The organism is Psychrobacter sp. NPDC064578, from assembly GCF_044901245.1.
Lineage (GTDB): Bacteria > Pseudomonadota > Gammaproteobacteria > Pseudomonadales > Moraxellaceae > Psychrobacter > Psychrobacter cibarius_C.
Genome location: NZ_JBJDPI010000005.1, coordinates 170,444 through 195,717 on the forward strand (window position 1 = coordinate 170,444; position 25,274 = coordinate 195,717).

General features: G+C 43.3%; 22 protein-coding genes. 12 read left to right on the forward strand and 10 right to left on the reverse strand.

What is annotated here, in order from left to right; all coding sequences use genetic code 11:
* Window positions 1-470: 470 nt before the first annotated feature.
* The 3 genes from ACI2JM_RS07705 to pilG form a co-directional block, all read right to left on the reverse strand.
* Window positions 471-1,001, reverse strand: coding sequence for a chemotaxis protein CheW (locus ACI2JM_RS07705; RefSeq protein ID WP_055124771.1), 531 nt, complete (start codon window positions 999-1,001; stop codon window positions 471-473).
* Window positions 1,002-1,004: 3 nt separating this feature from the next.
* Window positions 1,005-1,367 (reverse strand): PleD family two-component system response regulator, encoded by a 363-nt coding sequence (locus ACI2JM_RS07710; protein WP_045444033.1) that lies wholly within the window; start codon window positions 1,365-1,367, stop codon window positions 1,005-1,007.
* A gap of 282 nt (window positions 1,368-1,649) precedes the next feature.
* Window positions 1,650-2,027 carry a twitching motility response regulator PilG gene (pilG, locus tag ACI2JM_RS07715; protein WP_045453505.1) on the reverse strand — a complete coding sequence of 126 codons (378 nt, stop codon included), beginning with the start codon at window positions 2,025-2,027 and terminating at the stop codon, window positions 1,650-1,652.
* Window positions 2,028-2,716: 689 nt separating this feature from the next.
* Here pilG and ACI2JM_RS07720 point away from each other — a divergent pair.
* From ACI2JM_RS07720 to ACI2JM_RS07750, 7 genes are all read left to right on the forward strand, one after another.
* Window positions 2,717-4,009, forward strand: a complete 1,293-nt coding sequence (locus ACI2JM_RS07720; RefSeq protein ID WP_404643337.1) for an efflux RND transporter periplasmic adaptor subunit — start codon at window positions 2,717-2,719, stop codon at window positions 4,007-4,009.
* Window positions 4,010-4,306: 297 nt separating this feature from the next.
* Window positions 4,307-5,029: a response regulator transcription factor gene (locus ACI2JM_RS07725; protein ID WP_045444030.1), complete on the forward strand. Its 723-nt coding sequence runs from the start codon at window positions 4,307-4,309 to the stop codon at window positions 5,027-5,029.
* A 102-nt stretch (window positions 5,030-5,131) separates the two neighbouring features.
* A complete protein-coding gene (locus ACI2JM_RS07730) occupies window positions 5,132-7,315 on the forward strand; it encodes an ATP-binding protein (RefSeq protein ID WP_404643340.1) in 2,184 nt (727 codons plus the stop codon).
* 510 nt (window positions 7,316-7,825) lie between these two features.
* On the forward strand, window positions 7,826-8,596 hold the full coding sequence (locus ACI2JM_RS07735; RefSeq protein WP_055124775.1) for a methionine ABC transporter ATP-binding protein: 771 nt from the start codon (window positions 7,826-7,828) through the stop codon (window positions 8,594-8,596).
* A gap of 19 nt (window positions 8,597-8,615) precedes the next feature.
* Window positions 8,616-9,302: a methionine ABC transporter permease gene (locus ACI2JM_RS07740; protein WP_060491817.1), complete on the forward strand. Its 687-nt coding sequence runs from the start codon at window positions 8,616-8,618 to the stop codon at window positions 9,300-9,302.
* A 218-nt stretch (window positions 9,303-9,520) separates the two neighbouring features.
* Entirely contained in the window at window positions 9,521-10,480 is a 960-nt protein-coding gene (locus ACI2JM_RS07745) for a MetQ/NlpA family ABC transporter substrate-binding protein (RefSeq protein ID WP_404643343.1), read from the forward strand.
* Window positions 10,481-10,800: 320 nt separating this feature from the next.
* Window positions 10,801-11,649 (forward strand): aldo/keto reductase, encoded by an 849-nt coding sequence (locus ACI2JM_RS07750; RefSeq protein WP_404643345.1) that lies wholly within the window; start codon window positions 10,801-10,803, stop codon window positions 11,647-11,649.
* Between the two features lie 105 nt (window positions 11,650-11,754).
* Here the strand turns inward: ACI2JM_RS07750 and ccmE are convergent, their stop codons facing one another.
* From ccmE to ccmA, 5 genes are all read right to left on the reverse strand, one after another.
* The gene (gene ccmE / locus ACI2JM_RS07755) at window positions 11,755-12,255 is read right to left on the reverse strand and encodes a cytochrome c maturation protein CcmE (protein WP_045453493.1); all 501 of its coding nucleotides are present in this window, start codon (window positions 12,253-12,255) and stop codon (window positions 11,755-11,757) included.
* A gap of 271 nt (window positions 12,256-12,526) precedes the next feature.
* A complete protein-coding gene (ccmD, locus tag ACI2JM_RS07760; RefSeq protein WP_045444018.1) occupies window positions 12,527-12,748 on the reverse strand; it encodes a heme exporter protein CcmD in 222 nt (73 codons plus the stop codon).
* Window positions 12,749-12,792: 44 nt separating this feature from the next.
* Window positions 12,793-13,581, reverse strand: a complete 789-nt coding sequence (gene ccmC / locus ACI2JM_RS07765) for a heme ABC transporter permease CcmC (protein WP_060491821.1) — start codon at window positions 13,579-13,581, stop codon at window positions 12,793-12,795.
* Between the two features lie 241 nt (window positions 13,582-13,822).
* Window positions 13,823-14,560: a heme exporter protein CcmB gene (locus ACI2JM_RS07770; protein WP_404643348.1), complete on the reverse strand. Its 738-nt coding sequence runs from the start codon at window positions 14,558-14,560 to the stop codon at window positions 13,823-13,825.
* Between the two features lie 58 nt (window positions 14,561-14,618).
* Window positions 14,619-15,248: a heme ABC exporter ATP-binding protein CcmA gene (gene ccmA, locus ACI2JM_RS07775; RefSeq protein ID WP_404643350.1), complete on the reverse strand. Its 630-nt coding sequence runs from the start codon at window positions 15,246-15,248 to the stop codon at window positions 14,619-14,621.
* A gap of 118 nt (window positions 15,249-15,366) precedes the next feature.
* Between ccmA and ACI2JM_RS07780 the strand changes: the two genes are divergently transcribed.
* From ACI2JM_RS07780 to ACI2JM_RS07790, 3 genes are all read left to right on the forward strand, one after another.
* Window positions 15,367-16,416 carry a hypothetical protein gene (locus ACI2JM_RS07780; protein ID WP_404643351.1) on the forward strand — a complete coding sequence of 350 codons (1,050 nt, stop codon included), beginning with the start codon at window positions 15,367-15,369 and terminating at the stop codon, window positions 16,414-16,416.
* A 68-nt stretch (window positions 16,417-16,484) separates the two neighbouring features.
* A complete protein-coding gene (locus ACI2JM_RS07785) occupies window positions 16,485-17,285 on the forward strand; it encodes a YbjN domain-containing protein (RefSeq protein ID WP_055124781.1) in 801 nt (266 codons plus the stop codon).
* A gap of 118 nt (window positions 17,286-17,403) precedes the next feature.
* Window positions 17,404-18,321, forward strand: a complete 918-nt coding sequence (locus tag ACI2JM_RS07790) for a histone deacetylase (RefSeq protein ID WP_404643353.1) — start codon at window positions 17,404-17,406, stop codon at window positions 18,319-18,321.
* A 48-nt stretch (window positions 18,322-18,369) separates the two neighbouring features.
* On the opposite strand, the gene ACI2JM_RS07795 is transcribed toward ACI2JM_RS07790, so the two are convergent.
* Entirely contained in the window at window positions 18,370-19,152 is a 783-nt protein-coding gene (locus ACI2JM_RS07795; protein WP_404643355.1) for a TSUP family transporter, read from the reverse strand.
* A 39-nt stretch (window positions 19,153-19,191) separates the two neighbouring features.
* Window positions 19,192-20,610, reverse strand: a complete 1,419-nt coding sequence (coaBC, locus tag ACI2JM_RS07800) for a bifunctional phosphopantothenoylcysteine decarboxylase/phosphopantothenate--cysteine ligase CoaBC (protein WP_404643357.1) — start codon at window positions 20,608-20,610, stop codon at window positions 19,192-19,194.
* 127 nt (window positions 20,611-20,737) lie between these two features.
* Between coaBC and radC the strand changes: the two genes are divergently transcribed.
* Window positions 20,738-21,421, forward strand: coding sequence for a DNA repair protein RadC (radC, locus tag ACI2JM_RS07805; RefSeq protein ID WP_198330155.1), 684 nt, complete (start codon window positions 20,738-20,740; stop codon window positions 21,419-21,421).
* Between the two features lie 349 nt (window positions 21,422-21,770).
* Entirely contained in the window at window positions 21,771-24,716 is a 2,946-nt protein-coding gene (locus ACI2JM_RS07810) for an acyl-CoA dehydrogenase (protein WP_404643360.1), read from the forward strand.
* Window positions 24,717-25,274 lie beyond the last annotated feature (558 nt).

Sequence of the window (25,274 nt, forward strand, 5' to 3'; positions counted from 1 at the left end):
GTTTCTTTTTCAATGAGTAGGCGCTCTGATCCCCCACGCTGCTTCAGTAACTGATACAGAGCAAAGAGGATGCCTAATACCCCTACGACAAATATAATCGCTGGTAAAGTAACGGATTGATTAAAATCAGCCAAGTACTGACTTACTGACGATAACGAATTGACTAGCCAAATCAGGCAGGCCACACTGATTAGCACAAAAAACCCTAACAATAACTTCCACTTGCTATTAGCGTCCTTGCCATCTGTTGTATTGTTCGTACCAGCTACAGGTTTCTTTATAACATCACTCATCGTACGTATTCCTTTCAAACAATCATCAAAGTCTCATCGTGACTGACTTTGACAATCTTATTGTTATAAAAACAACAGTGATTAGCAAAGCCTGTATGAATACTGACACCCAACCGTATCATGTCATTCGCTATTATTTCGTCATCGTTATAGCAGCCAGATAGCTGTTATCGACTGCTATATTGCAGCATCGGTATACTGCAGGTCTTGTGCGAGCAGGCTTGGCATAAAAACATACCAATCTTGCTCATTTTTAAAGAACTTACCGTGATTATAAGGAGCAAAGGGCGAATTAGGCTCTATAGCTTCGGCACGGTATTGATCATGCGTAAATTGTTCAATCCCAATAACTTGATCCACTAACAGTCCTGAAAAGAGATTGTCATGTTCAATGACAATGACTTTGCGTTGGCTCATTTGCGTTAAACGACTAGGAACCTGTAAAAACTGAGACAAATCAGTGATTGGCAATAGGCGTCCGCGGATATTGGCGATGCCTAGCATCCAAGGCTTCACTAGAGGCAAGCTGGTATACTCTGGCATGGCCAATACTTCTGATACTTGACCCATCGGTGCAACTAACCGCTGTCCGCCAATCTCGAATACCACACCTTGCCAGTCATACTCTTGTCCACCGCGGCGACCACTTTTGCGCGCGCGTGCCAAGTCTGCTAAACGCAGAAGCTCAATAAACCCTCTGGAAGCCACAATCTACTCCATTACTTTACGAATGATATTAACCAATCCATTTTCGTCAACGGGCTTTGCCATATACTCTTTAGCGCCTTGGCGTTTTCCCCAAACTCGATCGGTTTCCTGATTTTTGGTACTGATCATAATCACTGGAATATGCGCGGTGGTTTTACCTCGAGTAATTTTGCGAGTGGCCTGAAAACCGTTCATCTCAGGCATAACCACGTCCATTAAAATGACATCTGGTAAGTGATCAATGGCCATCTGGCAACCTTGCTCACCATTTATCGCCTCTAATACTTTAAAATTATGTCTGGCAAGCATGTCGCGAAATTTCGCCATCTCAGATGGTGAGTCGTCAATGACTAAAACTGTAGTCATAGGAATTTCCTTTATTTTCGAAAGTATCCATAAGGATATGTTGTTATATTATTGAGACAATCCGACTGAAAGTAGCACGCCAACCATGAATGGCAGGGCAACTCTCTTAACAGTTTCGATTAAATATTGAGCAGTTATTAGTAATATTTTATCAATACTAAATCTCTTAACCGTAATGCCTAGCCTAATTTATCTGATTCTATATAAAGCATAGCAATGCATAAATCATACCAACTTGTAAGACAATATTTAATGATATGTCTACAAGTGGACTTATTTATATTAGCGGTACTGATTAATTGCCTCGAACAGCTCATCTTTACTAAATGGCTTGGTCAGATACTCATCTGAACCCACAATACGACCACGCGCTTTGTCAAATAAGCCATCTTTAGACGACAACATAATCACAGGTTTGCTGGCATAATCAGGGTTGTTTTTTATTAGCGCACAAGTCTGATAGCCATCCAAACGCGGCATCATGATGTCGACAAAAATAATATCTGGATTGTTATCGACAATTTTTGCTAAAGCATCAAAACCATCAATGGCGGTCACAACTTCGCAACCCGCTTTTTGTAATAAAGTCTCTGCGGTACGGCGAATGGTTTTTGAATCATCAATCACCATTACTTTTAAACCATCAAAATTATTTTCCATTATCAGTGTCCTATAAACGACTATTTATTCTTAATACCATCCATCAATGCAAAAATTTAACGGTTATTTCAACTTGTCATATCATTCATTATTGGACTGATATGAGACGCTAAATTTGCATTACCATATGTTATGACAGTCGACATATCATCTGCCAGTATCTGCCTGTCAAACAGAGCGTCAACATGGGCTACTATACGCACTTTCTAATTAATAAGCTTACTAAATTGCGCCAAATCTATGGCTTTCTAGACGACTTATTTTGCTTTTATTATCGTCCACTGCAACCGTATTTGGTCTAAAACAAGGTAAAGTACCTTTTATTACTGATGACCTTGACGATAAAAGAGGTAAGCCCGAAGTAGAATAACCATCAACCTTATGATATTTCTGCATTATATAGAAACACTTGGCACATTGCTGAATAATTTTCTTTTGTGATAAAAATGTATCATTGTATTTTGTTATGTTTGTTTTAGCACAGTTATCGACTAATTTCCAGTTATGAGTGAGCCAATATTCGAACTGGTCAGTAATATAAAAATTTGTTCAAACTTGCTGTCACTCCTACCTTAGCTAATGACTGGATTTAATAGCCTTATTGCCAGCTGTTTATTAAGTTTTCTGCACTTATTTCACCCAGTTGCAATTCACTATATAATAAAACGATGACTACTATGGTGACTGCTATGACGGCTTCTAAATTTTTAAAAAATAGCACCTATCTACTGAGTGTTTTTCTTCTTGCTGCCTGTCAGCCATCACCGCCTACCAATGAGCCTGTGACTGCAGAAAACAGTGAGACTGTAGATACCCCTATTGTCATTACTGATGATAGTGTGACCATGACGCCAGATCATATATTGAGCATAAAACCTTCACGTTATCAGCCCAGTCTTGGTTTACAAGGTAAGATCGAACCTATCAAACAGACTAAGCTTATCGCTGCATACCCCATTAACGTCGAAGAAATACTGGTTACTGAGGGTCAATGGGTAGAAAAAGATATGCCGCTGCTTATTGTTCGACGCGTGCAATCAGAAAGCAAAACAGCAGATGCATCCAACCCAGCTAAGGAACAATCTTCAGAATCGAACAGCGTTGCCCCAGATTCTGAGATGACGAACGATGCGGTTGATGTAAAGCAAACACACTCACAAAAAACAGACGCTAGCTCAAAACCCAATCAGCCTACAGCAGAAAATAGCGCAACAACCACTAAAAACGACCCAATTGCTAACAAAGAAGAGGCAGCAGCAAACGCCACAGTGGGCACTCCTAAAAACGCAGTCGGCAACCTTAAAAACAATGACCAAACCAGCGCTAATAGCACGGCGAGCTTAAAACCGCAGCAGAATCAGTATAATTTGGTCACTGTGCGTGCCAGCTTTTCTGGCCGTGTAAAAAACTTATATGCCAAAGCAGGTCAAAGACTAGAGGCGCGCACGCCTTTATTACAGCTTAGCGATGAAACTAAATTACACTTTATCGCGACCCTACCTATCCAAGCAGAACCGCAACTTTCGGTTGGTCAGACTGTCAATTTTACAGCTGAAGGTATGTCGGAACAGTTCACAGGACAAGTCAGTAAACTGACCGCGACCAGCCAGCCGAAAAAGCTGTTGGTCTATGTTAACGTCATTGACAATGAAGCAAGTCGAGACAAGTTATTGCCAGATATGAAAGTCACGGGGCGGGTTAATTATGGTCAAATAGATGTGGGCACCATCGTACCTAAGCGCGCGTTGCACGATGTTGACTTGACAGAATTGCAAACGTCACCATATAAGCCTCTGTCACCGTTAACTGCTAACGTGTGGATTATTGGACAAGATCAGCGCCTGACACGCCAGCCTATTGAAGTAGTCGAATATGACCCTATCACAAAGCAGTATTTAATTGCTGGTATTAGCAACGACAGTTTGATTTGTTTGGCTGATTTACCGGATGATGCTAAAGGTAAAAAAGTCAATGTCTCATAGCTATGCATGCCGACAGTTACATTGTGTAGAAACATTAACAAAGCCTCTCTTGTTTTGTAACTGCTTAATTAGGCAATATGGCCGTACGATATATAGCATTAAGCGAGTATTCTGAATCATTGGTATTAAATGACTCAATATCTTGAAAGTTTGAGAAATCTTAGAAAGTTTGAGAACCTAGAGGCTTAATCGTTTAAATGTTTAAGATCCTAAAATCAGCGATGTATTTATCGTGATACAAAATATCAAAACAGATGAAACGTTTGGCCAACCATAACAACAACTAGAGGATAACCCATGAGCAAGCAGATTTTATTAATCGAAGATGATCCTGATCTAGCTGAGTTAATCAGCGATTACCTGACCATGAATTATTATGACGTCCATCATGCAGGACTTGGTCAAGAAGGGCTTGATTTATTGGATGCCAAAGAGCGTGACATTGATTTGGTCGTGCTTGACTTAATGCTACCTGATATGGATGGTATGCAAGTTTGTCAAAAAATTCGCGGCAATAAAAACAACATGACCAATAAAGTGCCCATTATCATGTTGACAGCGAAAGGTGATACCACCGATCGCGTGCTAGGTCTTGAGATGGGTGCTGACGATTATATATCTAAGCCTTTTGAGCCACGCGAGCTTCTCGCTCGAATCCGTGCTGTTATTCGCCGTCATGAGCAGCCCAATCAAGCAGATAGCCAGTCTGACAGCTTGACCTTTGGTCGTTTGAGTGTCTTTCCTGATAGCCATGAAGTGACCATCGACGATGAGCCTGTTCGTTTAACGACGCATCAGTTTCAATTATTGCATTACTTTGCCACCCATTCTGGTAAAGTATTGAATCGCGAGCAACTGTGGCAAGCCATGCCTAATGATGACAGCTCAGATAATATCGATCGCGCCATTGATGTTCATATCTCGCGCTTGCGTGCTTTAATTGAAGACAACCCACGCCAGCCAAAACGTATTATTACCGTACGCGGTGTTGGTTATCAATTTGCCACTGATCAAGTTTGATCGCAAAAGCGGCAAATTAATCGATACAAACCATACTTTTGGATTGTTTATGCAAATTAGAAGTATGAGTGGATATAAACGGCTGATAGTAGAGATGGTTTAATGCAGCAGTTGGGATTTCGTTCGGTATTTGCCAAATTATTTGCCAGTGTCATGCTGGCACTTATTTTATTTGCAGTGGCGATGGTGCTGTTGACGCAACTTGTGCACGATAAAGATGCAAGTATTCGATCAGAAGTATTGGCCACTCAGATTTTAGGACAAATAGACCCCTTCTTGCATGAGCTGAATATCTCTGTTAGCGAGGACAATCGCTTGCAAGCGCGCTTTATGCTAGCAGTGGTCAAAAAGAGCTTTGATATCTTTGATGAGTCATTACAGGCAAAGATGGGCTTATATGACAGCGAAGGTCGATTGCTAATGCAAACGGATAACAGCGATTTGCCGTTGGAGTTGCCCGCACCGCCCTCTTTATTTTCACGCGTTTTTCCCTCTCTCGCAGATACCTCCCCTACCAAGCAAGCTCAGGTTTATAGCAGCACCGGCTATACACTTTTGTATGAATCACGCTTACCGCCTAAAAAACCAGTACTCTCTTCTGCGCTGAATTTATTTACTGGCACACTACTACTGTTACTTATTATGGCAGGTGTCCTATGGTGGATTGCTCGTACCATCACTTGGCGCATCAATCAGATGAGCCAGCAGATGGCGCAACTGGGTGATGGTGATTTTACCGTACGGGTGAATGCTCGTGGTAACGATGAGATCGCCTCACTAGCGCGTGGATTTAACCAAGCAGCACAAAAAATCGAACACCTTATCGATGCCAATAACCTGCTCTTAGCACATGCTTCTCATGAACTACGTACCCCCATTACTCGTATTCGCTTACAGATTGAGATGATGGATATGCTCGCAGGGGCGCTACCATCTGATACCAAAGCAAAGTTTGATAAACGTGCGCAAGCGATTAACCGCGATTTGTCAGGGCTCAATGATTTGGTAGAGAGTATCTTACTGGTGAGTCGTTTAGACGCCGGTCATGCCTTGCAGCAAGTTGAAAGTTTAGATTTATACGATCTGGTGAATCAAGAGCGGCAACATTATCCTGAAGCGACGCTCATTGGTGAACATATTGTGATCGATGGCCAATCATCGATGTTGACTCATTTGATTCGTAACTTGTTAACCAATGCCATGCTACACGGCAAGCCACCCGTGACGGTACTATTGTATGGTGTGCAAACTATTGATGAAGCAGATACCATACCTGATTACCTGCTACAAACGATACTCTGCAGTAGCTTTGCTGATTATAATAGCTCTGATTTTGACTCCTATCACGAACCAATCGAGGTTAATGAAGACAATACGCATAATCATATTGCGCATAGTCATACACACTCAAACGATTCTTCTCATAGTACTGGTAAAGTTAAATCTGAAGCAACGGATGCTATTATCGTGTTGCCAGCACCACCGATATATAGAAACGGAGAAAATATTGCGGTTGAGCATGATCTCAATTCCGATATTGATACCGATACCAATGTAAATATAGAGACTAAAATAGATAAGGCTGATATTAATAATATCAACGGAGACATTGACTCTATTGAGACCTGTGCGACAACAGAATCTACTGATGCGAATAGTGTTCAAACTGACGCAAGTACTTCGGCAAACTCAGTCAACAGTAACGATACCGTTGGAAGCACCAGCGCATCCTCATTGATTGCTAATTATCATAACTTTACCAATGATTTGACTGACAAAATTAAAAAGGTGGTTTGGAAAGCAGTTCCTGACACTGAAGAGCCGTCTGCAGTTATCAATGACGCTAAGAGTACTGCCTTGAATGATACAGCTGCCAAATCCAAAGGCGCCATAACAAATAAAGGGGGCAATACACGCGACAAGGGTGATGCTCAAAATAACACTCAAAATCCTACAGAAGTACTCAGTACACCGCGCAAAGAAGGCTTGTTTGCCAAGCATCTAAAAAAAGCCAAGACCGATCCTGTACGCCCATTACCGAAATATGCAGTATTAGCAGTGATTGATGAAGGCACGGGTATTCCAGAAGACAAACGTGAAGAAGTATTTAGTCCATTTGTGCGGTTGCAACAAAAAAATAAAGGTTCTGGACTAGGCTTATCGCTAGTATCACAAATCGTTACCGCCCATCAAGGGCGCATCATTACTGATACGTTGAATGGACATACCAGGTTTTTAGTTGTCATACCAGTCAAGCACGACCCACATTATCACCAGCATGACTAGAATGGGTAAAAATGGCTAAATTTTGCCAAACATCGTCAAATAGCGTATCAATATCTCGATATTATTTGCGCTACTTTCCTTGTTTGACGGCAATTTATCTCATGTTTATCACCATTTTTAAAATGAAGACACGACCTAGTCAGCGATGCTATAGTCGAGTCAATTTAAAAGTAGTACAAGGCAACCGAGTGTAGATGTATATTTAATACTTCAAGCGAGGTTAACGCCGTAATACTTTTATAGTGGAATGACTATATAAGGTGCTATGAACAGACACTTCATTCTACTCGATCGTCGCGACTCACATTCTATAAAACCCCTCTTACTAATAGCTATTAATCATAAGCCTGTCACGGATGTTCATATCCAAAGTGCTCGATAATATGCTATATTAGCGCCCCTTATTATAGGGTTATTAACGGTTGTTTCTTAATTGGCTTCTTACATTGTTAAAGAGGCCCGACAGCGCGTTTGTGACTATTAAAAAAATTATTGAATTTTGAGCCCTCCATGAATGACATGATTGTCTTAAACAATGTGACCAAGAGTTTTTTAAGCGACCGATCAATCAAAGACAAAGATGGCAAACCACATTGGTTTACTGCCGTTGAACCGACCTCGTTATCTGTCCAGCAAGGCGAAATCTTCGGCCTAATGGGATACTCGGGTGCCGGTAAGTCTACTTTGCTACGCCTAATCAATATGCTTGAGCGTCCAGATGCTGGTCAAGTCATCGTCGATGGCACCGACTTGACCACATTGTCTGCCAGTGAATTGCGTATCGCCCGGCATAATATTGGTATGATTTTTCAGCAATTTAATCTGATGTCCAATCGTACTGTTTTTGACAACGTGGCCTTTAATTTAACTGTTTCAGGATATCCGAGCCGCGACATTCATAAACGAGTGATGGATTGCCTAGAGATTGTTGATCTAACAGACCGCGCTGGTCACTACCCTGCTCAGCTGTCAGGCGGACAAAAACAGCGTGTCGGTATTGCCCGAGCGATTGCCCCCAGTCCTAAAGTATTATTGGCTGATGAGCCAACGAGTGCGCTTGATCCTGCGACGACCCGCAGCTTGTTGACTTGTCTACGCGATATCAACGAACAACTTGGCGTCACCATTGTGATTGTGACTCATGAGATGAGTGTCATCCGTAGGCTGTGTGATCGCGCCGCATTACTGCATCAAGGTCAACTCTTGGAAGTTGCAGATGTGAGAGACGGTCTGATTCAAGCGACCACCCCGATTGGCAAAGGCTTAGTGCACGAAGACTAATGAGGCAGGAGAAATAAATATGTTAACTGGTAGTGAATTATCCGCCTCGATAGACAAGCTGTTTGCCCTGCGCAAAGAGATTGTGAACGCGTTTATTGATACATTTATTATGCTTGGCATCTCAACGACGGTGGCCATTGTCATCGGTGGGTTGTTTGGCGTATTTTTGTTTTTATCCAGTGATCGACAGTTTTTGCAAAACAAAACATTGTATGGTCTGCTTGGTGGCATCACCAACTTTATGCGCGCCTTTCCATTTGTCATTTTGATGATTGCCATGAGCCCATTTACGAAAGCTATCGTTGGCACAGGTATTGGACCGATTGCGGCCTCATTGGTACTCGCCATTGCAGGTTCGTTTTATTTTGCCCGTTTGGTCGAGCAAAACTTACGCGAAGTGCCACGCGGCATCATTGAGGCGACCGAATCTATGGGCGCACGTCCACTGACCATTATTAAAGTTTTACTCAATGAAGCACGCTCAGGACTGGTATTGTCCGTGACGATTCTCTGTATCAGCCTGCTCTCTTATTCAGCAGCGGCGGGTATGATTGGCGGCGGTGGTCTGGGGGATTTAGCCATTCGTTATGGCTACTATCGTTATCAAACGGAGGTAATGATTTTTATCGTTATTGTCCTATCAATAATGGTTGTATCCATTCAAGCATCAGGTAATTGGTTGGCTAACCGTTTGGATAAACGATAGAAAAAAGACTTAGACAAAGCCAGTTAACGCTAATATGAATAATACTCAGGGTTTAATGCCGATTCATCCTAAGCAAAATGCTTGACTTTGTTACTGAGACCCTTTAATTTTGATACTAACTTAACAGTCGTTAACTTAGCAGCATTACTATCCCTAATGTTGCTTTTTTAATGGCCAGCGTTTGCCCTCCATCCCATCCCTCTTATTAAGGAAGCTCCATGAAATTAACAGATATCAGCCGTCAGTTAGCGACTGCATTTGCTGCCGTTGGCGTATCAAGCCTAGTCTTGGTTGGTTGCAACAACTCATCAGCACCAGAAGCAACTAAAGAGCCTGTTACTGAAGGCTCAACAGCAGAGACTGCCGCTAGCGATATCGATCCTGAGCATACCAAAATCGTCATCGGTACCACCGAAGGTGACTTCGCTGATATGGTGCGTAACCAAGTGAAAAGCTCACTGGAAGCGCAAGGTTACGAAGTTGAGCTGATTGCTTTTACTGACTATGTACGCCCAAACCTTGCCTTGGCTGAAGGTGATTTGGACATCAACATCTTCCAGCATAAGCCTTATCTTGATACCTTCAAAAAAGAAAACAATCTTGATCTGGTAGAAGTTTTCCAAGTACCTACTGCCCCACTTGGCATTTACTCAGGTAAAAAGACCACGCTTGATGATGTTTATAGAGGCATGAGAGTCTCTGCACCAAATGATCCAAGTAACTTTGCTCGTGCGCTGGTGATGATGGATGATCTTGGCTGGATCACGCTAAAAGACAATATTGATCCGCTAACGGCATCAAAAACTGACATCGCTGATAACAGCAAATACGACATTGAAATCATTGAGTTAGAAGCCGCTCAATTGCCACGTGCTCGTGATGAAGTCGACTTTGCCGTCATCAATGGCAACTATGCCACGGATGCTGGTATCAAGCTGACTGAAGCGCTATTTCAAGAGCCTAGCTTTGCTTATGTCAACTGGTCAGCCATCAAATCAGCAGATGCTGGCAAAAAATGGGTCGAAGATGTGACCAATGCATATAACTCAGAAGCCTTTAAAAAGTATGCTCATGAAACTTTCCCAGGCTATAAGTACCCAAAAATCTGGGGCTCTGATCACAGTGCGCACACGGATACCGCAACAAAACCTGCCCCTGTAGAAGCTGCTGCTCAATAAGCTCTTAAGCCAAAAACACTTAAATCCAAAACACTTAAATATCGTCTTCGTCCCGATTGTAAACGCCCATTGCTAGATAGTGATGGGCGTTTTTTATGGACTCGATTTTACGATTTTTATTTTTTAACCGCTCGCTGCTGTCTATCTATCAGTTACTAAAAATGACGTTACAGCCTGTTTGTCCTTTGTAGGAAAGCGTCACGTGCCCTTTTACTTGCTGCCAATTTTTTCTATAGTGGGTAGGTCAAATAGAGAAGGTGATCAGAGTATTGATGATTCGATACTCTATCAATAAATACATAAATAACAAGGATAATAAGATGCGTGCTAAAACTTATAATATTCGTACCGCTGGACAAGCAAATATTCCTGTACTAGGGCTTGGTACATGGCAATCGACCGGTCAAGATTGTGTTGATGTCGTCAGCCAAGCGTTGAAAATGGGTTACGAGCACATCGATACCGCTCAAGCTTATGGCAATGAAAAAGAAGTTGGTCAAGGTATCAAACAATCAGGGGTATCTCGGGATAAATTCTTTTTGACCACAAAGATTTTTCCTGATGATATGAAGTTTGAGCCTGAGAAATTGATTGCAGCCGCTAAACGCTCTTTAGCAGATTTAGATACTGATTATGTTGATTTGCTACTATTGCACTGGCCGGATGACCGTGTTCCTTTATCTGAAACCATTCCTGCCTTGTGCGAACTACAAAAACAAAGTTTGACGCGCCATATCGGGGTCTCTAACTTTAATATTGCCAATATCATTGAAGCTGAGAAATATGCTGATGTACCGATTGTGGTCAATCAGGTTGAGTTTCATCCGTTCATCAAGCAAAAAACCTTGCAGACTTTTTTGAACAATCACCACATTCTACTCGAAGCTTATTCACCACTTGCACGCGGGGATGTATTCGATAATGAGATTATTAAAGAAATCGCTGACAAACATAATGTCACGCCAGCACAGATATCATTGGCTTGGATTCTTTCAGACAAGCATCGTATCGCTATTCCGAAAACGTCTAACCCTGATCATTTGCAAGGCAACTTAGACGCTATAAAAGTACAATTAAGTGCGGATGATATTGAGAAAATCAGCAGCTTAGCGCGTGCTGGTGGGCGCAAAATTAAGCATCCAGATTACTCGCCTGAATGGGACGACTAAGTTCTTATAAGAAATTATCGAAACTTATTAGCACTAAAATTCATGTAAAAAAAGAGCCGCTAATATATTATTAGCGGCTCTTTTACTATGATACGGACTATATAATTACTGCTGTAAGGTATCAGTCTCGTGCACCTTTTCAGCAGGATTATATTGCTCAGAAGGAGGCACTACACCGCTACGGTTGTTTTCTTTCATCGATTTGGCCACTTCTGGCGGCATGTAGTTTTCATCATGCTTCGCCAAGACTTCTCCAGCGACAAAAGTATCACCCTGCATCTTACCTGTCGCTACGACACCTGAGTTTTCAGCAAATAAATCTGGCAAAATACCTTGATAAGTCACTGGTACTGTCGATTGAAAGTCAGTAATGGCAAACTCAACGTTTAGTGGATTGTCTTCTGCGCGCTGGACACTACCCGCAACGACCATACCGCCTGCTCGAATACGCTTATCTTGTGGTGCTTCACCTTGTGCAATCGCGGTAGCATCAAAGTAGTAATCGGTCTGTTGCCCAATGGCATAAAGAACCAATACTACGGCTATCGCCGCTCCTGCAAGCGTAAACATAACCCACATCAGTTTTTTGCGACGAACTGCGTTCATACCACTACCTCATTAATGAGTCACTGTTTTATAAACTATAGTCAATGCCATACAAATATATAAAACAGAAAAATTTGAAGAAACTACCATTAGAAAAACGTTCTAAAAATGTCTTTCTAATCGTACTCTTCTAATGGCTATATGGTAGCATTTTTCGGACAAATCAATAAGCCCTATAACCTCTGTGGCAGTCACCTCTTTATCAGGTGCTAAGTTGCAGATTGAGTGGCTAAAAATTAACGGCTAACGCTAGATAGGACGAACCTACTAGCTAATTAGGCTGCTTGGTGACAGGCATGGTTGTTTTAGCAGTGCGCTGTGCTTGCCGCGCTTGCTGAATGGTCAACTGTTTGATTAAAGCCTGTCGTTGTCTCCGACTATAAATAACAAACGCCAGCATCATGCCAACGGTAATTGCCCAGCACGACCAAACGAACACGCCATGCTTACCCATGGCAAGAAATTCAGATACGCTATAAAAGTAAGGCTGCATAATATTTTCCTAGCCGTGATTTTTTTTGGCGACAGTCATTATCGTCATTTAGCTTGCCCGCGAATGTATTCTTTGACCCATGCTTTGCCTTGATCACGATACAAGATAAGGGTATTGGTACGATAAATCGCTAATGTTGCCACTAATAAATAACTACCAATAATCATCAGTAATAATGGCATCCACATATCTGCTGACATCTTGGGCGCGGCGGTCAAAGTAAAGGTCGAGCCTTGATGTAAGGTGTTCCACCACTGTACTGAATACTTGATAATGGGTAGATTTACTGCGCCAACAATAGACAAAATGGCGGCGGCTTTACCACGATTGGCAGTATGCTCAAACGCGGCAAATAACGCCATCACGCCCGCATACAGAAATGCCAAAATGAGCATAGAGGTCAAACGTGCATCCCAAACCCAGTAAGTACCCCAAGTGGGTTTCGCCCAAATAGAGCCCGTGATTAAGCTAATCACACAGAGCAAGAATCCTAGCGGAGCAAGCGCCTGCGCCACTAAGCTAGCTGTTTTTATTTTCCAAACCAAAAAAATGACCCCGAGCACTGCTAAGGCAAAATAGATGGAAATAGCGATACTGGCAGCGGGTACGTGAATAAAGATAATGCGGTAGCTATTACCCTGCAGATAATCAGGCGGCGCAAAAGCGAGACCCCAGACACTACCGATCAACAGGCAAATACTGGCTAATATCGCCAGCCACTTGACCCAAGGCGAAAAAATGCGAAAAAACTGCTTGGTACCCACAGTGGTCAAAAAGCCTTGCCAGATGCGCTGCCACAAGCTAGGAGATGAGACGTTATTCAAGTTGGGCATGGGAATAAACCTATTGGCACAGCGTATTGGTTGTAACCGATATAGCGCATCATGGGCGCGACTACCTGTTAACCTGCCGGCGTTAAACACTGGATAAAATCTACAAGTGATTGTTTGCTTAGTTAACTGACTATTATAGCAAAATTGCCAGTTTTCAACATGCTGTTAATACAAAGGTTTTTTATAGGGGTTTTTATTACAAACTCTCAATACAGAGAGTTGTACATAACTTATGTCGTTTCTAATTCAGCCACGCCATTTTTAACGTCATGGCAATCACCCATGGCATCACCAAAACCGAGATAATACTGCCTGCTAGTAATAAAGCCAGTATCGGTAAACCATTGAGACCAGTGGCAAATAAATCAACCGCTCCTGTGGCAAAAATTAACACTGGTAACTGCATCGGCAAAGCAATCAAAGGCACTAGCACCGCACCATTCTTTAATGACAGCGTCAAACTACTCGCGACCGCTGACAGCATCAACAACATCGGACTGCCCGTCACAATAGAAGCCATCAATATCCACGCCTCAAACCAACTAAGCTGAAACAAAGGCACGGCAAGTAAACTAAGCGCTGCCACAATACCACTACTAAAAATCCAATGGATAACCAAACGAATCAACACCCATAAGGGCAATGACGCTTTGGCAACGACCAATTGTGCCAGCGTGCCATTATCAAGGGCAGGCTTGAACAAACCGTCAACACCCATGACCAGTGACAACAAAGCGGCAATCCACACCGCCGATACGCCAAGGCGTTGCAATAGCGCTGGCTCGCTACCCACTGCTAGCGGAAATAAGGTGATAATGACCAAAAACAGCACTAGCGGATAAAGCCACTGCACGGCACCCTGTTGTTTGACTTGCCACTCGCGCCGCCATAACTGTATAAAGCTGATACCGCGCACCGCAGCTAAGTCAGTATTTGAGCTTTTATTCACTGTTTGTACTGGACCGTCTATTTCTATCATTTATTTGCTCTTCTACGGATGCTTGGGACACTTATACTGAGAGTATGCAAACTAGTATTCAAACCATATAATCGGACAAATCGAGCACTTGATTGGCAACACCAACGGCCTGATGACTGGTCATTAATATAGCGCCACCTTCATGGGCAAAATCGCGCAATCTGTCTTCCATTCGCGCTACCATATCGACATCAAGGGCAGTAAAAGGCTCATCGAGTAGCCATAATGGTGTCACCTCAGGGGTCAATAAATATAATCTTGCAAGGGTAATGCGGCGGGTTTGCCCAGCAGATAAATGGCTTGAGCTAATCGTCTCAAAGCCTTGTAATCCGACCCAAGCCAAGGCGTCATCAATATCAGTAACGCTTGGGCTAATCCCATATAAATTCAGCAGAAAAGTCAGATTTTGTGCGACCGTTAGATTTGGATGTATACCCAATTGGTGCGACACATACAAAGGCTGAATAGGTAAAATTGCTGTTCCTTGATAATAAACCTCACCGCTTAACACTGGCAATAACCCAGCCAGCTGCATCAGTAAAGTCGTCTTACCAGTACCGTTGGCACCAATTAAATGGCAAATGCTACCAGCTGCCAGATTGAGTACTACCCCTTCACATAGAGGGGTTTCGCCGCGCTGAACGGTCAGCTCATCAAGCGCAAGTAAGGCGGTATTCAGAGCTGTCATCAAAACCTCTCATTATTTATTAAGCAGCAGTCAATATTCATCACAAACACAGATGACGTTCATGGCATAATACTTTATGCTTACCCCACCCACACAGTATAACAAATTGTCGATTATTATGACCTCAAAACCTATGCAGACTTCAAAAGATCACCAAAATCTAGATACGCCAGCGCTAACCATAGATGGCTTAATCGAGGCACAAGTTGCGTTTATGCAGCAATGGCTACGCATTCAAGCTGAACCGCTGTCTATGCAGGCATGGCAATGGTTTGCTGCACAGCCATTAAATAAATATGTCAGTGCCGATGATTTGCAACAGCTGATTAATGACTGGCTACTCAATCAACCGATGACTGATGTGATACGTAAAGATATTCGCGATATCTTGCATACGATTATTTATCATCCAGTCAATGATAACGTGCCGTTGTCTGAGCTGGTGGATGACACTCAAGTTCAGACCCTTGCCAATTATGTGGGTAGCCATGAGCAGCAACGCAATATCTTGATTCATACACTGGTCGGCAACGAGACTTTTGCCGATTTGCTAACCCAAACGCTATATCATGCCATTAATGACTTTATGGAAACCACGCTGGATAAAGCAGGCGCTGCTGGTAAACTGATGAAATTTGGGCGCAGCTCTTTTGAAAAAGCGACCAATAGGAACCTTGACGAAAAACTGCAGGCGTATTTGCATCGTAATATTAAAGATTTAGCACGCCGCGCAGAAGCCAATGCGCAAGAGCATTTATCAAATGACGAAGTCGCGCGATTATTAATCACTGGTTGGGCGAGAATCAAAGACCAGCCTGTCAGTCATCTACAGACTTATCTGCGTGATGAGCCTGACAACAGCAGTATCGATCATATCGAAGCCAGCATTCAGCAAAGCTATAACCGCCTGCGCCAGTCACCTTACTTACACAGCCTTGTGGCAGCGAGCATCGATACTTGGTATGGTAATCATCAGTTAGATACTATTGCGACGGTAGTTTCGAGTCTTCATATTGATGAGCAAGCCATGACTCAATTGAATACAGCGCTATTACCTGTGGTGCACGATGCCATTGAAAGCGAGTGGTTGACAGCACATACTCGTGAAATGTTACAAGCGTTTTATGAGCAACCGAATATCAAAAAAGGCTTAGCATTTAATGCCTAGTCATTTACTGTCTTGATGCATTTGTCTCAATTTTCCATCTCATTCATTTATTTGACAGCACCATACTTATGAGTCAACGTAACACACTCAGCTTGTGGCAAAAACTCAAACAGTTACTGACTGGTTCAGCAGCACAGGCTGATGAAGTTGGAATTGATATGACGCAAACAGAGCCTCATGACATATATAGTAGTGATACAGATGATGAGGATACTAGTGACGCTCATGATGATACCAAAATCGATTCTGAATCTGATGTCAAAAACACAAGCGAATACTCAGAAACTGACGCCTTTAACTCGAGTGCCAGTCAACACGAAGCTAGCGACACGCCCATTATCGATTTTCTGAAACAGTACTTTAATGATAAGCAATGGCACTATACTCACTATCGACCCAAAAGCAGTGGCAACAAAAACAATGACCGTCAGCAATCGCATCACTTATCGCTTAGAATGCGCAATAAAAGTCTCGATTGCGGCTATTTGTTTCGCGTGCAAGAAAACAACAAGCTGCTGGCCGTCTATGGAATTTTGCCATTTTTGATACCAGAGAGTCATCAAAGCGCGGCGATGCTACTGATTACTCAAATAAATTATGACTTGCTAATCGGCAATCTAGAAATGGATGTCAATGATGGCGAAATACGCTACAAACACGCTATCGATGTCGAAGCGGTAGGCATCGGTAATGATGTTATCGAGCATTTATTACAAAGTGTCATCGCGATGACCACGGTCGCGAATGAGATATTTAGTGATTTGATCGATAATCAAAACCCTGCGGAAGACTTACCGACATTGCTGACCGAGCTACGTCAACAATCAGATTCTAGAACCTTCTTTTTGCCAACGCAATTTGTGCAGTAATGAACTGACTATCATAGCTATCCGTAGCTTTTACAATGTCTCATCAGTACCTTACTTTCAAAGCGCTTAAACCTATTTATCCTTAAAATACTTTTCAAAAAAGACATCCTCTAACACTATGCTAAAAATTGCTTACTCTGATATTTTTCGATATTCCGTGCCGGAAAAACACCGCTTTCCCATGCAAAAATACACCATGATTCCCGAGCGGCTATTGGCTGAAGGCACTATCAATACCGATAATTTTTTTGCCCCTGCACGTTTAAGCGAAGATGAGATTTTGACCACGCATACTGCGGACTACTGGTATCAGCTGAAAACTCAGACATTACCACGAAAGGAAGCGCGAGCCATTGGCTTTGAAATGACACCAGAGCTGGTAGAACGTGGGCGTTATATTGCTCATGCCACTTATGAATGTGCATTATATGCGCAGCAATATGGCGCGGCGATGAATGTCGCAGGTGGCACGCATCATGCGTTTGCTGATCATGGCGAAGGGTTTTGCGTGTTTAATGATGTTTGTATCGCGAGTAATTTATTATTAAATCGTGGACAGGCGCAAAAGATTTTAGTGGTCGATTTAGACGTCCATCAGGGCAATGGCAATGCCAGTATTATGGCAGGTGAGCCGCGCGTATTTGTCTTTAGTATGCATGGCGCAAAGAACTATCCATTTCGAAAGCAAGTATCAGATTTGGATATTGAGCTAGACAATGATACTGGCGATGCGGAGTATTTGCAGTCACTAGAGGCGACATTACCACGTTTGATTAGCGACGTTGCGCCCGATATGATTTTCTATCAATCCGCCGTCGATGTGCTGGCAACTGATAAATTAGGAAAGTTAGGGCTGACGATAGAGGGTTGTAAAGCGCGTGATGAATATGTGTTACGCCAAGCAAAAGCCGCTAAAATTCCTATCGCTATCGTGATGGGTGGTGGCTATTCAGAAGATATCGACGATGTGGTTGAGGCGCACTGTAATACCTTTCGTTTGGCGCAACAGATATTTTTTAATGAAATAACAAAATAACGCGCGCATAAAATAGCATCTAAACAGCCAGCTGCCTCGCGAGCTATCTTATAAAAATGCCATAACTCCCTGCCAGCCGACACGAATACCAAGCACGGTAAGTATCAATAAAATAAGCTGACGAAAGCGCGCTTGGGGCAAATAGCGACGCAAGCGGATGCCAACTAAAAGCGCAGCAATCGATAGTACACTAAGCAGAGTAATCAGCTGCCATTCACCACTGCTGAGCGCCATAATAGGCTCGCGTAATACAATTATTTGAGCAATTTTACCCAGAAAATAGCACATATTTCCGACTTTAGCGATGGTGTTTTTATCATCGCTGGCAGACAGTAGATACATCATCAATATGGTCGACATGGCATTGGTCGAGCCACCAATCACCCCTGCACTAAAGCCAACGATGATTAACACAGGCTTGGTAGCAGGTAGACGGAGTTGCTTACCAAGCAAGCTGCTTATGACGTAAAAACCAATAACCGCTGCCAATAATAATAAAATATAGGCGCTATCGATCCATAGTAAGAGCTTTGCGCCTAGAATGCTACCAAGTAAGCTGGTCAATGCCAGTAACCAATAGCGCGTGCCGTAATAGATGAAATTTTGCCAGATTGTGCGCCCGCCACCCGCGAGCCAAGTCATGGCATTAAGCAATAATGACGGAAAAATGACCAACACAATAGCATGTGGTAACGGGTAGATACTAGCAAGCGCAGTGGTCGTCACCAACGTCACACCTAACCCACTAATACCGTGTAGCAACGATGCCAGCGCAAAGATTACCATCAATAACAACGTCTGGGTGCTATCGCTATCCATCATATTAGCCATAAACATTAAGACCTAATATCTAGATTAATAGTGACATAACTAGGCATTGTGACCATTGTGGCGTTGCCATATTGTCTCACCAATGATGCCAACCAACTGCTCGGCAATCTTATCTTTGCTCGCCTTCTCAAGTGTGACGCTATCGTGCTCATAACGCTCTGAGAAAAATACCTGCATGGCATTATCATCGCTGGCAAAACCAATATCTGCTCGGGAAACATCATTACAAGCGATCAAATCTAAATCTTTAGACACCAGTTTGCCACGAGCATAGCGCTCGATATCTTGCGTTTCTGCCGCAAAACCGACGACAAACAGCGCTGGATGCGCAAGCGAAATCGTCGCCAAGATATCAGGGTTTTTGACCAAACTCAGCGTCATCGCATCTTGGGTTTTTTTAATTTTTTGCGGGGCAGCTTCTTCAGTACGATAATCAGCGACAGCCGCCGTGGCAATAAAGATATCCGCCATTACATTTTGATTCTCGCTATGAGCATGCTCCTTATCATCAATCTCATGGCTGTGGTTATGACTATGGCTATGATCATCGCCGCAATCACACTCGCCATGATGTTCATGTTGATGGCTATGATCGTGTTCGTGATCGTGAGAATGGTCGTGCTCATCTTCAGGCACATACTGTAGCGCACTGTGCGTACCATCTACGCACTGCTGAGCTACTATCAGCATCTCTTTAGCCGACAACACATCAATACGTGTGACATTCAGCGGAGTCGGCAGTGCCACTTTGCCGCCCGCAATCAAGATAACGTCTGCACCAGCAGCCACGCACGCACGTGCTAATGCAAATCCCATCTTGCCAGTAGAGTGATTGGATAAGTAACGCACCGGATCGATAGCTTCTACCGTCGGTCCTGCAGTAATTACCACTCGTTTACCTGCCAATAATTGCGGCGTGGTTTGCATCGCGTTAAATAATAACACTTCTGCCAATAGCTGCTCTGGTTCAGGCAAACGCCCTGCTCCCACATCACCGCAGGCTTGCTCACCACTAGCAGGCGCAATAATTTGATAATTCATATCACGCAGGGTTTGGACATTGAGATTGACCGCAGGGTGCGCCCACATCTGCTGATTCATGGCTGGCGCAATGATGACTGGTGCCGCCGTTGCAAGGCATACGGTTGTCAATAAATCATCAGCCATGCCCATCGCGAGACGAGCCAGCGTATTGGCAGAGGCTGGGGCAATGATGATTAAGTCCGCCCATTTCGCCAATTCGATATGCCCCATCCCCGCTTCTGCTTTTTCATCGAGTAATGAGATATGTACCTCATTACCAGTCAAAGCTTGCAGGGTCAGTGGCGTAATAAAAGCTTGTGCGCCTGTGGTCATAATGACACGCACATCGAAGCCTGCCTTGATTAATAGGCGGGCAAAGATAGCAGATTTATAGGCGGCGATACCGCCAGTGATAGCAAGCACAATATTGGACATAAGCATGGCATCAATAAAAAGTTGAAAGATAAAATTGCGCTTATAGTAACAATTATGAGATAAGTTGGGTAAGAATTTCCGTATTTACTCAATATATCTGGCAGCAATCCATTCTCAAGGAGTGATAATGGCAATTAAAGACTGGCATGAAGATGATAGACCACGTGAAAAACTACTGAAATTTGGCGCAGCTCATTTATCTGATGCCGAGATATTAGCGATATTTCTGCGCACAGGCACCCAGTCACAGTCAGCTATCGAGTTGGCGCGTCATTTGATCGAGCAATTTGGTAGCTTGGCAGAATTATTGGCAGCGCCGCAAGAGACTGTACTGGCTTGTCATGGTATTGGTCCTGCCAAATACGCGCAGATATTGGCCTCACTTGAGATGGGCACGCGTTATTTGGACAGTCAGCTTAAAACTGGTCACGCACTTGGGCGCTCGCAAATGGTCAAAGACTATATCAGTACTCAGCTGCGCGGGGAGCATCGCGAAGTCTTTGCGGTACTTTGCTTAGACAATGCGTTAAATCTCATTAATTTTGAGATACTGTTTACTGGCGGCATCTCCTCTTGCTCCGTCTGTATCAAACACGTTCTGCGTCATGCCTTGAGTCACGCCGCCAGCCAACTCATCGTCGCACACAATCATCCGCATACCGATGCGACCCCTTCAACGGCAGACAACTTATTAACTTACGAGCTAAAGAAAGCCTGCGATTTAATCGATTTATCCTTGGTAGACCACATCATTGTTGGACGCAATGAGACACTATCTTATGCAGAAAGCGGCTTAGCGCCCTTTGGATAACTGATTACGACTGTTATTTTTGCCTATATGAGAAAATCTTGATACATATAATCGACACAGCGTAGCATTTTAGCTATTGATAGTTATCGGCAACTGTTTCATATTGATAGCTAAATTTGTCTTTTATTTGTCTGTCACTGGTTAGACAGTTATCAAAGCCACTTTTGTAAAATGCTCAACAAATTAAAATTGATTATAAAATATGCTACAAAATCCATAACGGCTCATTGGTTTAATTTGTTCACCAGACCCTTAAACATCAGCAAAAATAACAACAAGATTTATTCAAATACTTTAATACACACACATTTTTCGCGCTTTTGGTTTAGCGTTATAAAAGGAGACAGTCATGGCAATTGGCTTATTTATTTTGGCAATCATTATTCAATTAGCCATGGTTTTGGCCATCTTTTTATTGTCCCTATCACGAGTCACAGGCAGTATCGTTGCCCTAGTTACCGTCCTTGTCACTGCCTTTATCAGTCCTTGGTCGCTCATTTTGGGCATACCAATTGCTTTACTTTGCATCGTTTTGCTCGTCGCCCCTATTCGTCAGTCACTGATTACCAGACCTGTTTACAAGACTTTGGGCGGGGCAATGCCGAGCATGAGCGATACCGAGCGCGAAGCACTCGATGCGGGTACCAGCTGGTGGGAAAAAGAGCTGTTTATGGGCAATCCCGACTGGGACACTTTTGCTCAATATCCCTATCCAGAGCTGTCGGCAGAAGAGCAAAGCTTTATTGATAATGAAGTAGAAGTACTATGCGCCATGCTTGATGAATGGAAAATTCAGCATGAAGACAAAGAGCTGTCGCCTGAAGCGTGGCAATTTATCAAAGCCAATGGATTTTTAGGCTTAATCATTCCAAAAGAGTTTGGCGGTTTAGATTTTAGCTCTTATGCACAAAGCCGTATCATGAGTAAAATCGCTTCGCGCTCGCCGACCGCTGCGGTTACCTGTATGGTGCCAAACTCGCTCGGCCCTGGTGAGCTGTTGATGCATTATGGTACGGACGAACAAAAACAGCGCTGGCTACCCGGTCTTGCCAAAGGCGACGAGGTACCTTGCTTTGGTCTCACTGGTCCTGAAGCGGGCTCCGATGCTGGTGCGATTCCAGATACAGGAGTGGTTTGTTATGGTGCGCATGAGGGCGAGCAAGTGCTCGGTTTGCGTATGAACTTTTCTAAGCGCTGGATTACCCTCGCACCTATCGCCACGGTCGTGGGGTTAGCATTCAAGATGCACGATCCTGAAGGTTTGCTTGGCAATCCTGATAAGACCGATTACGGTATCACTTGTGCGCTTGTGCCTGCCAGCCATGAAGGTGTCATCACAGGACCACGCCATAATCCAATTGGCTCGCCATTTATGAATGGTACAGTCGATGGTAAAGACGTCTTTATTCCACTAGATTACATCATCGGCGGCGTCGAAAATGCAGGTCGCGGTTGGCGTATGCTGATGGAGTGCCTGGGCGTTGGTCGCGGCATCTCTTTACCTGCTTTATCAACCTCAGCCAGTGAAATGACGTATCTGTCTGTCGGTGCTTTTGCCAAAGTACGCGAACAGTTTAAAATCTCTGTTGGCAAGTTTGAAGGCGTCCAAGACGCTACCAGCCGCATGGCCAGTAACACTTATATGCTAGAGGCATTTCGTCACCTCGTCACCTGCGGTCTGAACCAAGGCGGCACACCATCAGTGATGACGGCAATGGCAAAATACTATGCGACTGAAACCATGCGCAGTGTGGTCAATGACGGTATGGATGTGGTTGGTGGTCGCGCGGTACAGATGGGTCCACGTAACTTTTTGGCCACCCCTTATCAGGCAATTCCAGTATCTATCACGGTTGAAGGCGCAAATATCTTGACGCGTTCACTCATGATATTTGGTCAAGGCGCGATGCGTTGCCATCCTTATCTCTTTGATGAGCTGCAATTGCTGCAAAGCGAAGATAAAGAAGGTGCACTCAAACAGTTCGACACACTGTTTTTTAAACACTTGGGTTATACCTTTAATCGCGGCGCAAAGGCATTTGTCGCAGGTTATGTCGGTGGCAGTAATCATTCACCAAGCTTTGCGGACAGCTTTACTCGTCCCTACTACAAACACATCAACCGCCTGAGCGCAAGCTTTGCCTTAACGGCTGATATGGCGTTAGGGTTGCTCGCTGGTGACTTAAAACGTAAAGAGATGCTGTCTGGACGCTTAGCTGATATTCATAGCCATTTATTCATTAGCACTGCTATTTTGCAGTTTTATGAGCATGGTACTAAATCAGCGTCCGAACGCTTGCATGCTGAGGTTGCCTTACAAAATAGCTTATATACCATTCAAGAAGCTTTTGAAGCCTTTTTTGCAAACTTCCCTAATCGTATGGCGGCCAGTTTGGTCAGTTTTGTGACTTTCCCCAGCGGCTCTATCTTTACGCCGCCAAGCGATGAGCTCAAACGCAAGCTGGGCGATGCTTTTATGGATGACTTTGAAGCCAACCCATTCCGTGATTACCTCAAAACCATGGTCTATTATAATACTGAAGCCGATGATGTCACTGGACGTATGGAACACGCTTATCAAACGCTACTGAGCATCGAGCCATTATGGCAGAGGTTTAAAAAGGCTGAACACAAGGACAGTTTTGAAGGGCTTACTTTTGAGGATCATGTGGTATATGCCAGCCAAAACGGCGATATTATTGAAGAAGAAGCAGAAGTACTTATTCAGTACAACGCCATACGCTTTGACTCATTATTGACCGATGTGTTCGATAAAAATTTATTGCATGCCCAAGAACGCACCAATCCACACAGCCTCGATAATGCCGTACAGCAATTAACGGACTATGCACAATTAAAAAATGACGCGCAAGCCAGAAATGGCATTGCGACAAACATGACAGCTGAAAATGATGTCGACTCTAATGATTTGGGTACGCCCGTCAGTACAGACAAACCAACTGGCGATGCCAACCCCAATCATGGTTATGAGAGTGACGGTGATGTAGAAATGGTCAAAGAGCAAGATACCATTGAGGAGGTACGTTCACAGACCGATTTTGATGAGTCTGAGCCTGAGGTGGAAGCACTAGATCATCGCCACCGTGACGCAGAGTCACACTTAAGTGAACGCATGAGTAACAACCATCGTCTGAATCAACATAATGCTGACGACCTAGAGCGTTCTGAAATATCTGAAGATGCAGAAAATATGAAGGATGATATAGACAAGCCTGCCGCTACTGATCCTAAATGGCAGGATGGTCTACGCCGTGATGAAAGTGACAAAGTTTAGAATAAAAAGCTTTGATAATTCTTAAAATGACAAGCTTTGAAACAATAGGCTTTGAAATAACAAGCTTTGAAATAACAAGCTTTGAAATAACAAGCTTTGAAATAACAAGCTTTGAAATAGCAAGACACAAAGGAATCAGGCTTAAAATATTTAAAAAACAATAGATGTTAAGGCTGCTAGAAGCCTTGCACGATACATTCTGATCATTCACTTAGAAAAGACTGCCCCATTTGAGCAGTCTTTTTTTAGTTATGAATCGCCATTTTTAACCGTTAAGGTGTGTTTGATGATTCAACCATGACACTGACAGAGACTGTTTTTTAGGCAGTTCGACGTTAAAAATAGTCAGTTTAGTCATTCTAAGCGTCTACTTTTAACAATGAAATGGCAAAAAACAGCCCTGTCTCCCTCTATTAATATTGGAAATAATAATAAATTCTCCCAGCTCCATATAAAAAATATGTTATAAAACTAATTAAGGCATGAGCATTACCGTCATTTTATGCTTTGTCTAGAACAGTTTTGGCGATCAGCAATATCTATTTTTGAATGTTCAAC

Excerpts from the sequence above, each read along its gene's own strand:
- ACI2JM_RS07735 (WP_055124775.1), top strand. The coding sequence starts at position 7,826 with ATGAATGACATGATTGTCTTAAACAATGTGACCAAGAGTTTTTTAAGC.
- ACI2JM_RS07740 (WP_060491817.1), top strand. The coding sequence starts at position 8,616 with ATGTTAACTGGTAGTGAATTATCCGCCTCGATAGACAAGCTGTTTGCC.
- ACI2JM_RS07770 (WP_404643348.1), bottom strand. The coding sequence starts at position 14,560 with ATGATAGAAATAGACGGTCCAGTACAAACAGTGAATAAAAGCTCAAAT.
- ACI2JM_RS07725 (WP_045444030.1), top strand. The coding sequence starts at position 4,307 with ATGAGCAAGCAGATTTTATTAATCGAAGATGATCCTGATCTAGCTGAG.
- pilG (WP_045453505.1), bottom strand. The coding sequence starts at position 2,027 with ATGGAAAATAATTTTGATGGTTTAAAAGTAATGGTGATTGATGATTCA.
- ACI2JM_RS07790 (WP_404643353.1), top strand. The coding sequence starts at position 17,404 with ATGCTAAAAATTGCTTACTCTGATATTTTTCGATATTCCGTGCCGGAA.
- ACI2JM_RS07780 (WP_404643351.1), top strand. The coding sequence starts at position 15,367 with ATGACCTCAAAACCTATGCAGACTTCAAAAGATCACCAAAATCTAGAT.
- ACI2JM_RS07795 (WP_404643355.1), bottom strand. The coding sequence starts at position 19,152 with ATGGCTAATATGATGGATAGCGATAGCACCCAGACGTTGTTATTGATG.
- ACI2JM_RS07720 (WP_404643337.1), top strand. The coding sequence starts at position 2,717 with ATGACGGCTTCTAAATTTTTAAAAAATAGCACCTATCTACTGAGTGTT.
- ACI2JM_RS07785 (WP_055124781.1), top strand. The coding sequence starts at position 16,485 with ATGAGTCAACGTAACACACTCAGCTTGTGGCAAAAACTCAAACAGTTA.
- ACI2JM_RS07750 (WP_404643345.1), top strand. The coding sequence starts at position 10,801 with ATGCGTGCTAAAACTTATAATATTCGTACCGCTGGACAAGCAAATATT.
- ccmE (WP_045453493.1), bottom strand. The coding sequence starts at position 12,255 with ATGAACGCAGTTCGTCGCAAAAAACTGATGTGGGTTATGTTTACGCTT.
- ACI2JM_RS07745 (WP_404643343.1), top strand. The coding sequence starts at position 9,521 with ATGAAATTAACAGATATCAGCCGTCAGTTAGCGACTGCATTTGCTGCC.
- ACI2JM_RS07810 (WP_404643360.1), top strand. The coding sequence starts at position 21,771 with ATGGCAATTGGCTTATTTATTTTGGCAATCATTATTCAATTAGCCATG.
- coaBC (WP_404643357.1), bottom strand. The coding sequence starts at position 20,610 with ATGTCCAATATTGTGCTTGCTATCACTGGCGGTATCGCCGCCTATAAA.
- radC (WP_198330155.1), top strand. The coding sequence starts at position 20,738 with ATGGCAATTAAAGACTGGCATGAAGATGATAGACCACGTGAAAAACTA.
- ccmD (WP_045444018.1), bottom strand. The coding sequence starts at position 12,748 with ATGCAGCCTTACTTTTATAGCGTATCTGAATTTCTTGCCATGGGTAAG.
- ccmA (WP_404643350.1), bottom strand. The coding sequence starts at position 15,248 with ATGACAGCTCTGAATACCGCCTTACTTGCGCTTGATGAGCTGACCGTT.
- ccmC (WP_060491821.1), bottom strand. The coding sequence starts at position 13,581 with ATGCCCAACTTGAATAACGTCTCATCTCCTAGCTTGTGGCAGCGCATC.
- ACI2JM_RS07730 (WP_404643340.1), top strand. The coding sequence starts at position 5,132 with ATGCAGCAGTTGGGATTTCGTTCGGTATTTGCCAAATTATTTGCCAGT.
- ACI2JM_RS07710 (WP_045444033.1), bottom strand. The coding sequence starts at position 1,367 with ATGACTACAGTTTTAGTCATTGACGACTCACCATCTGAGATGGCGAAA.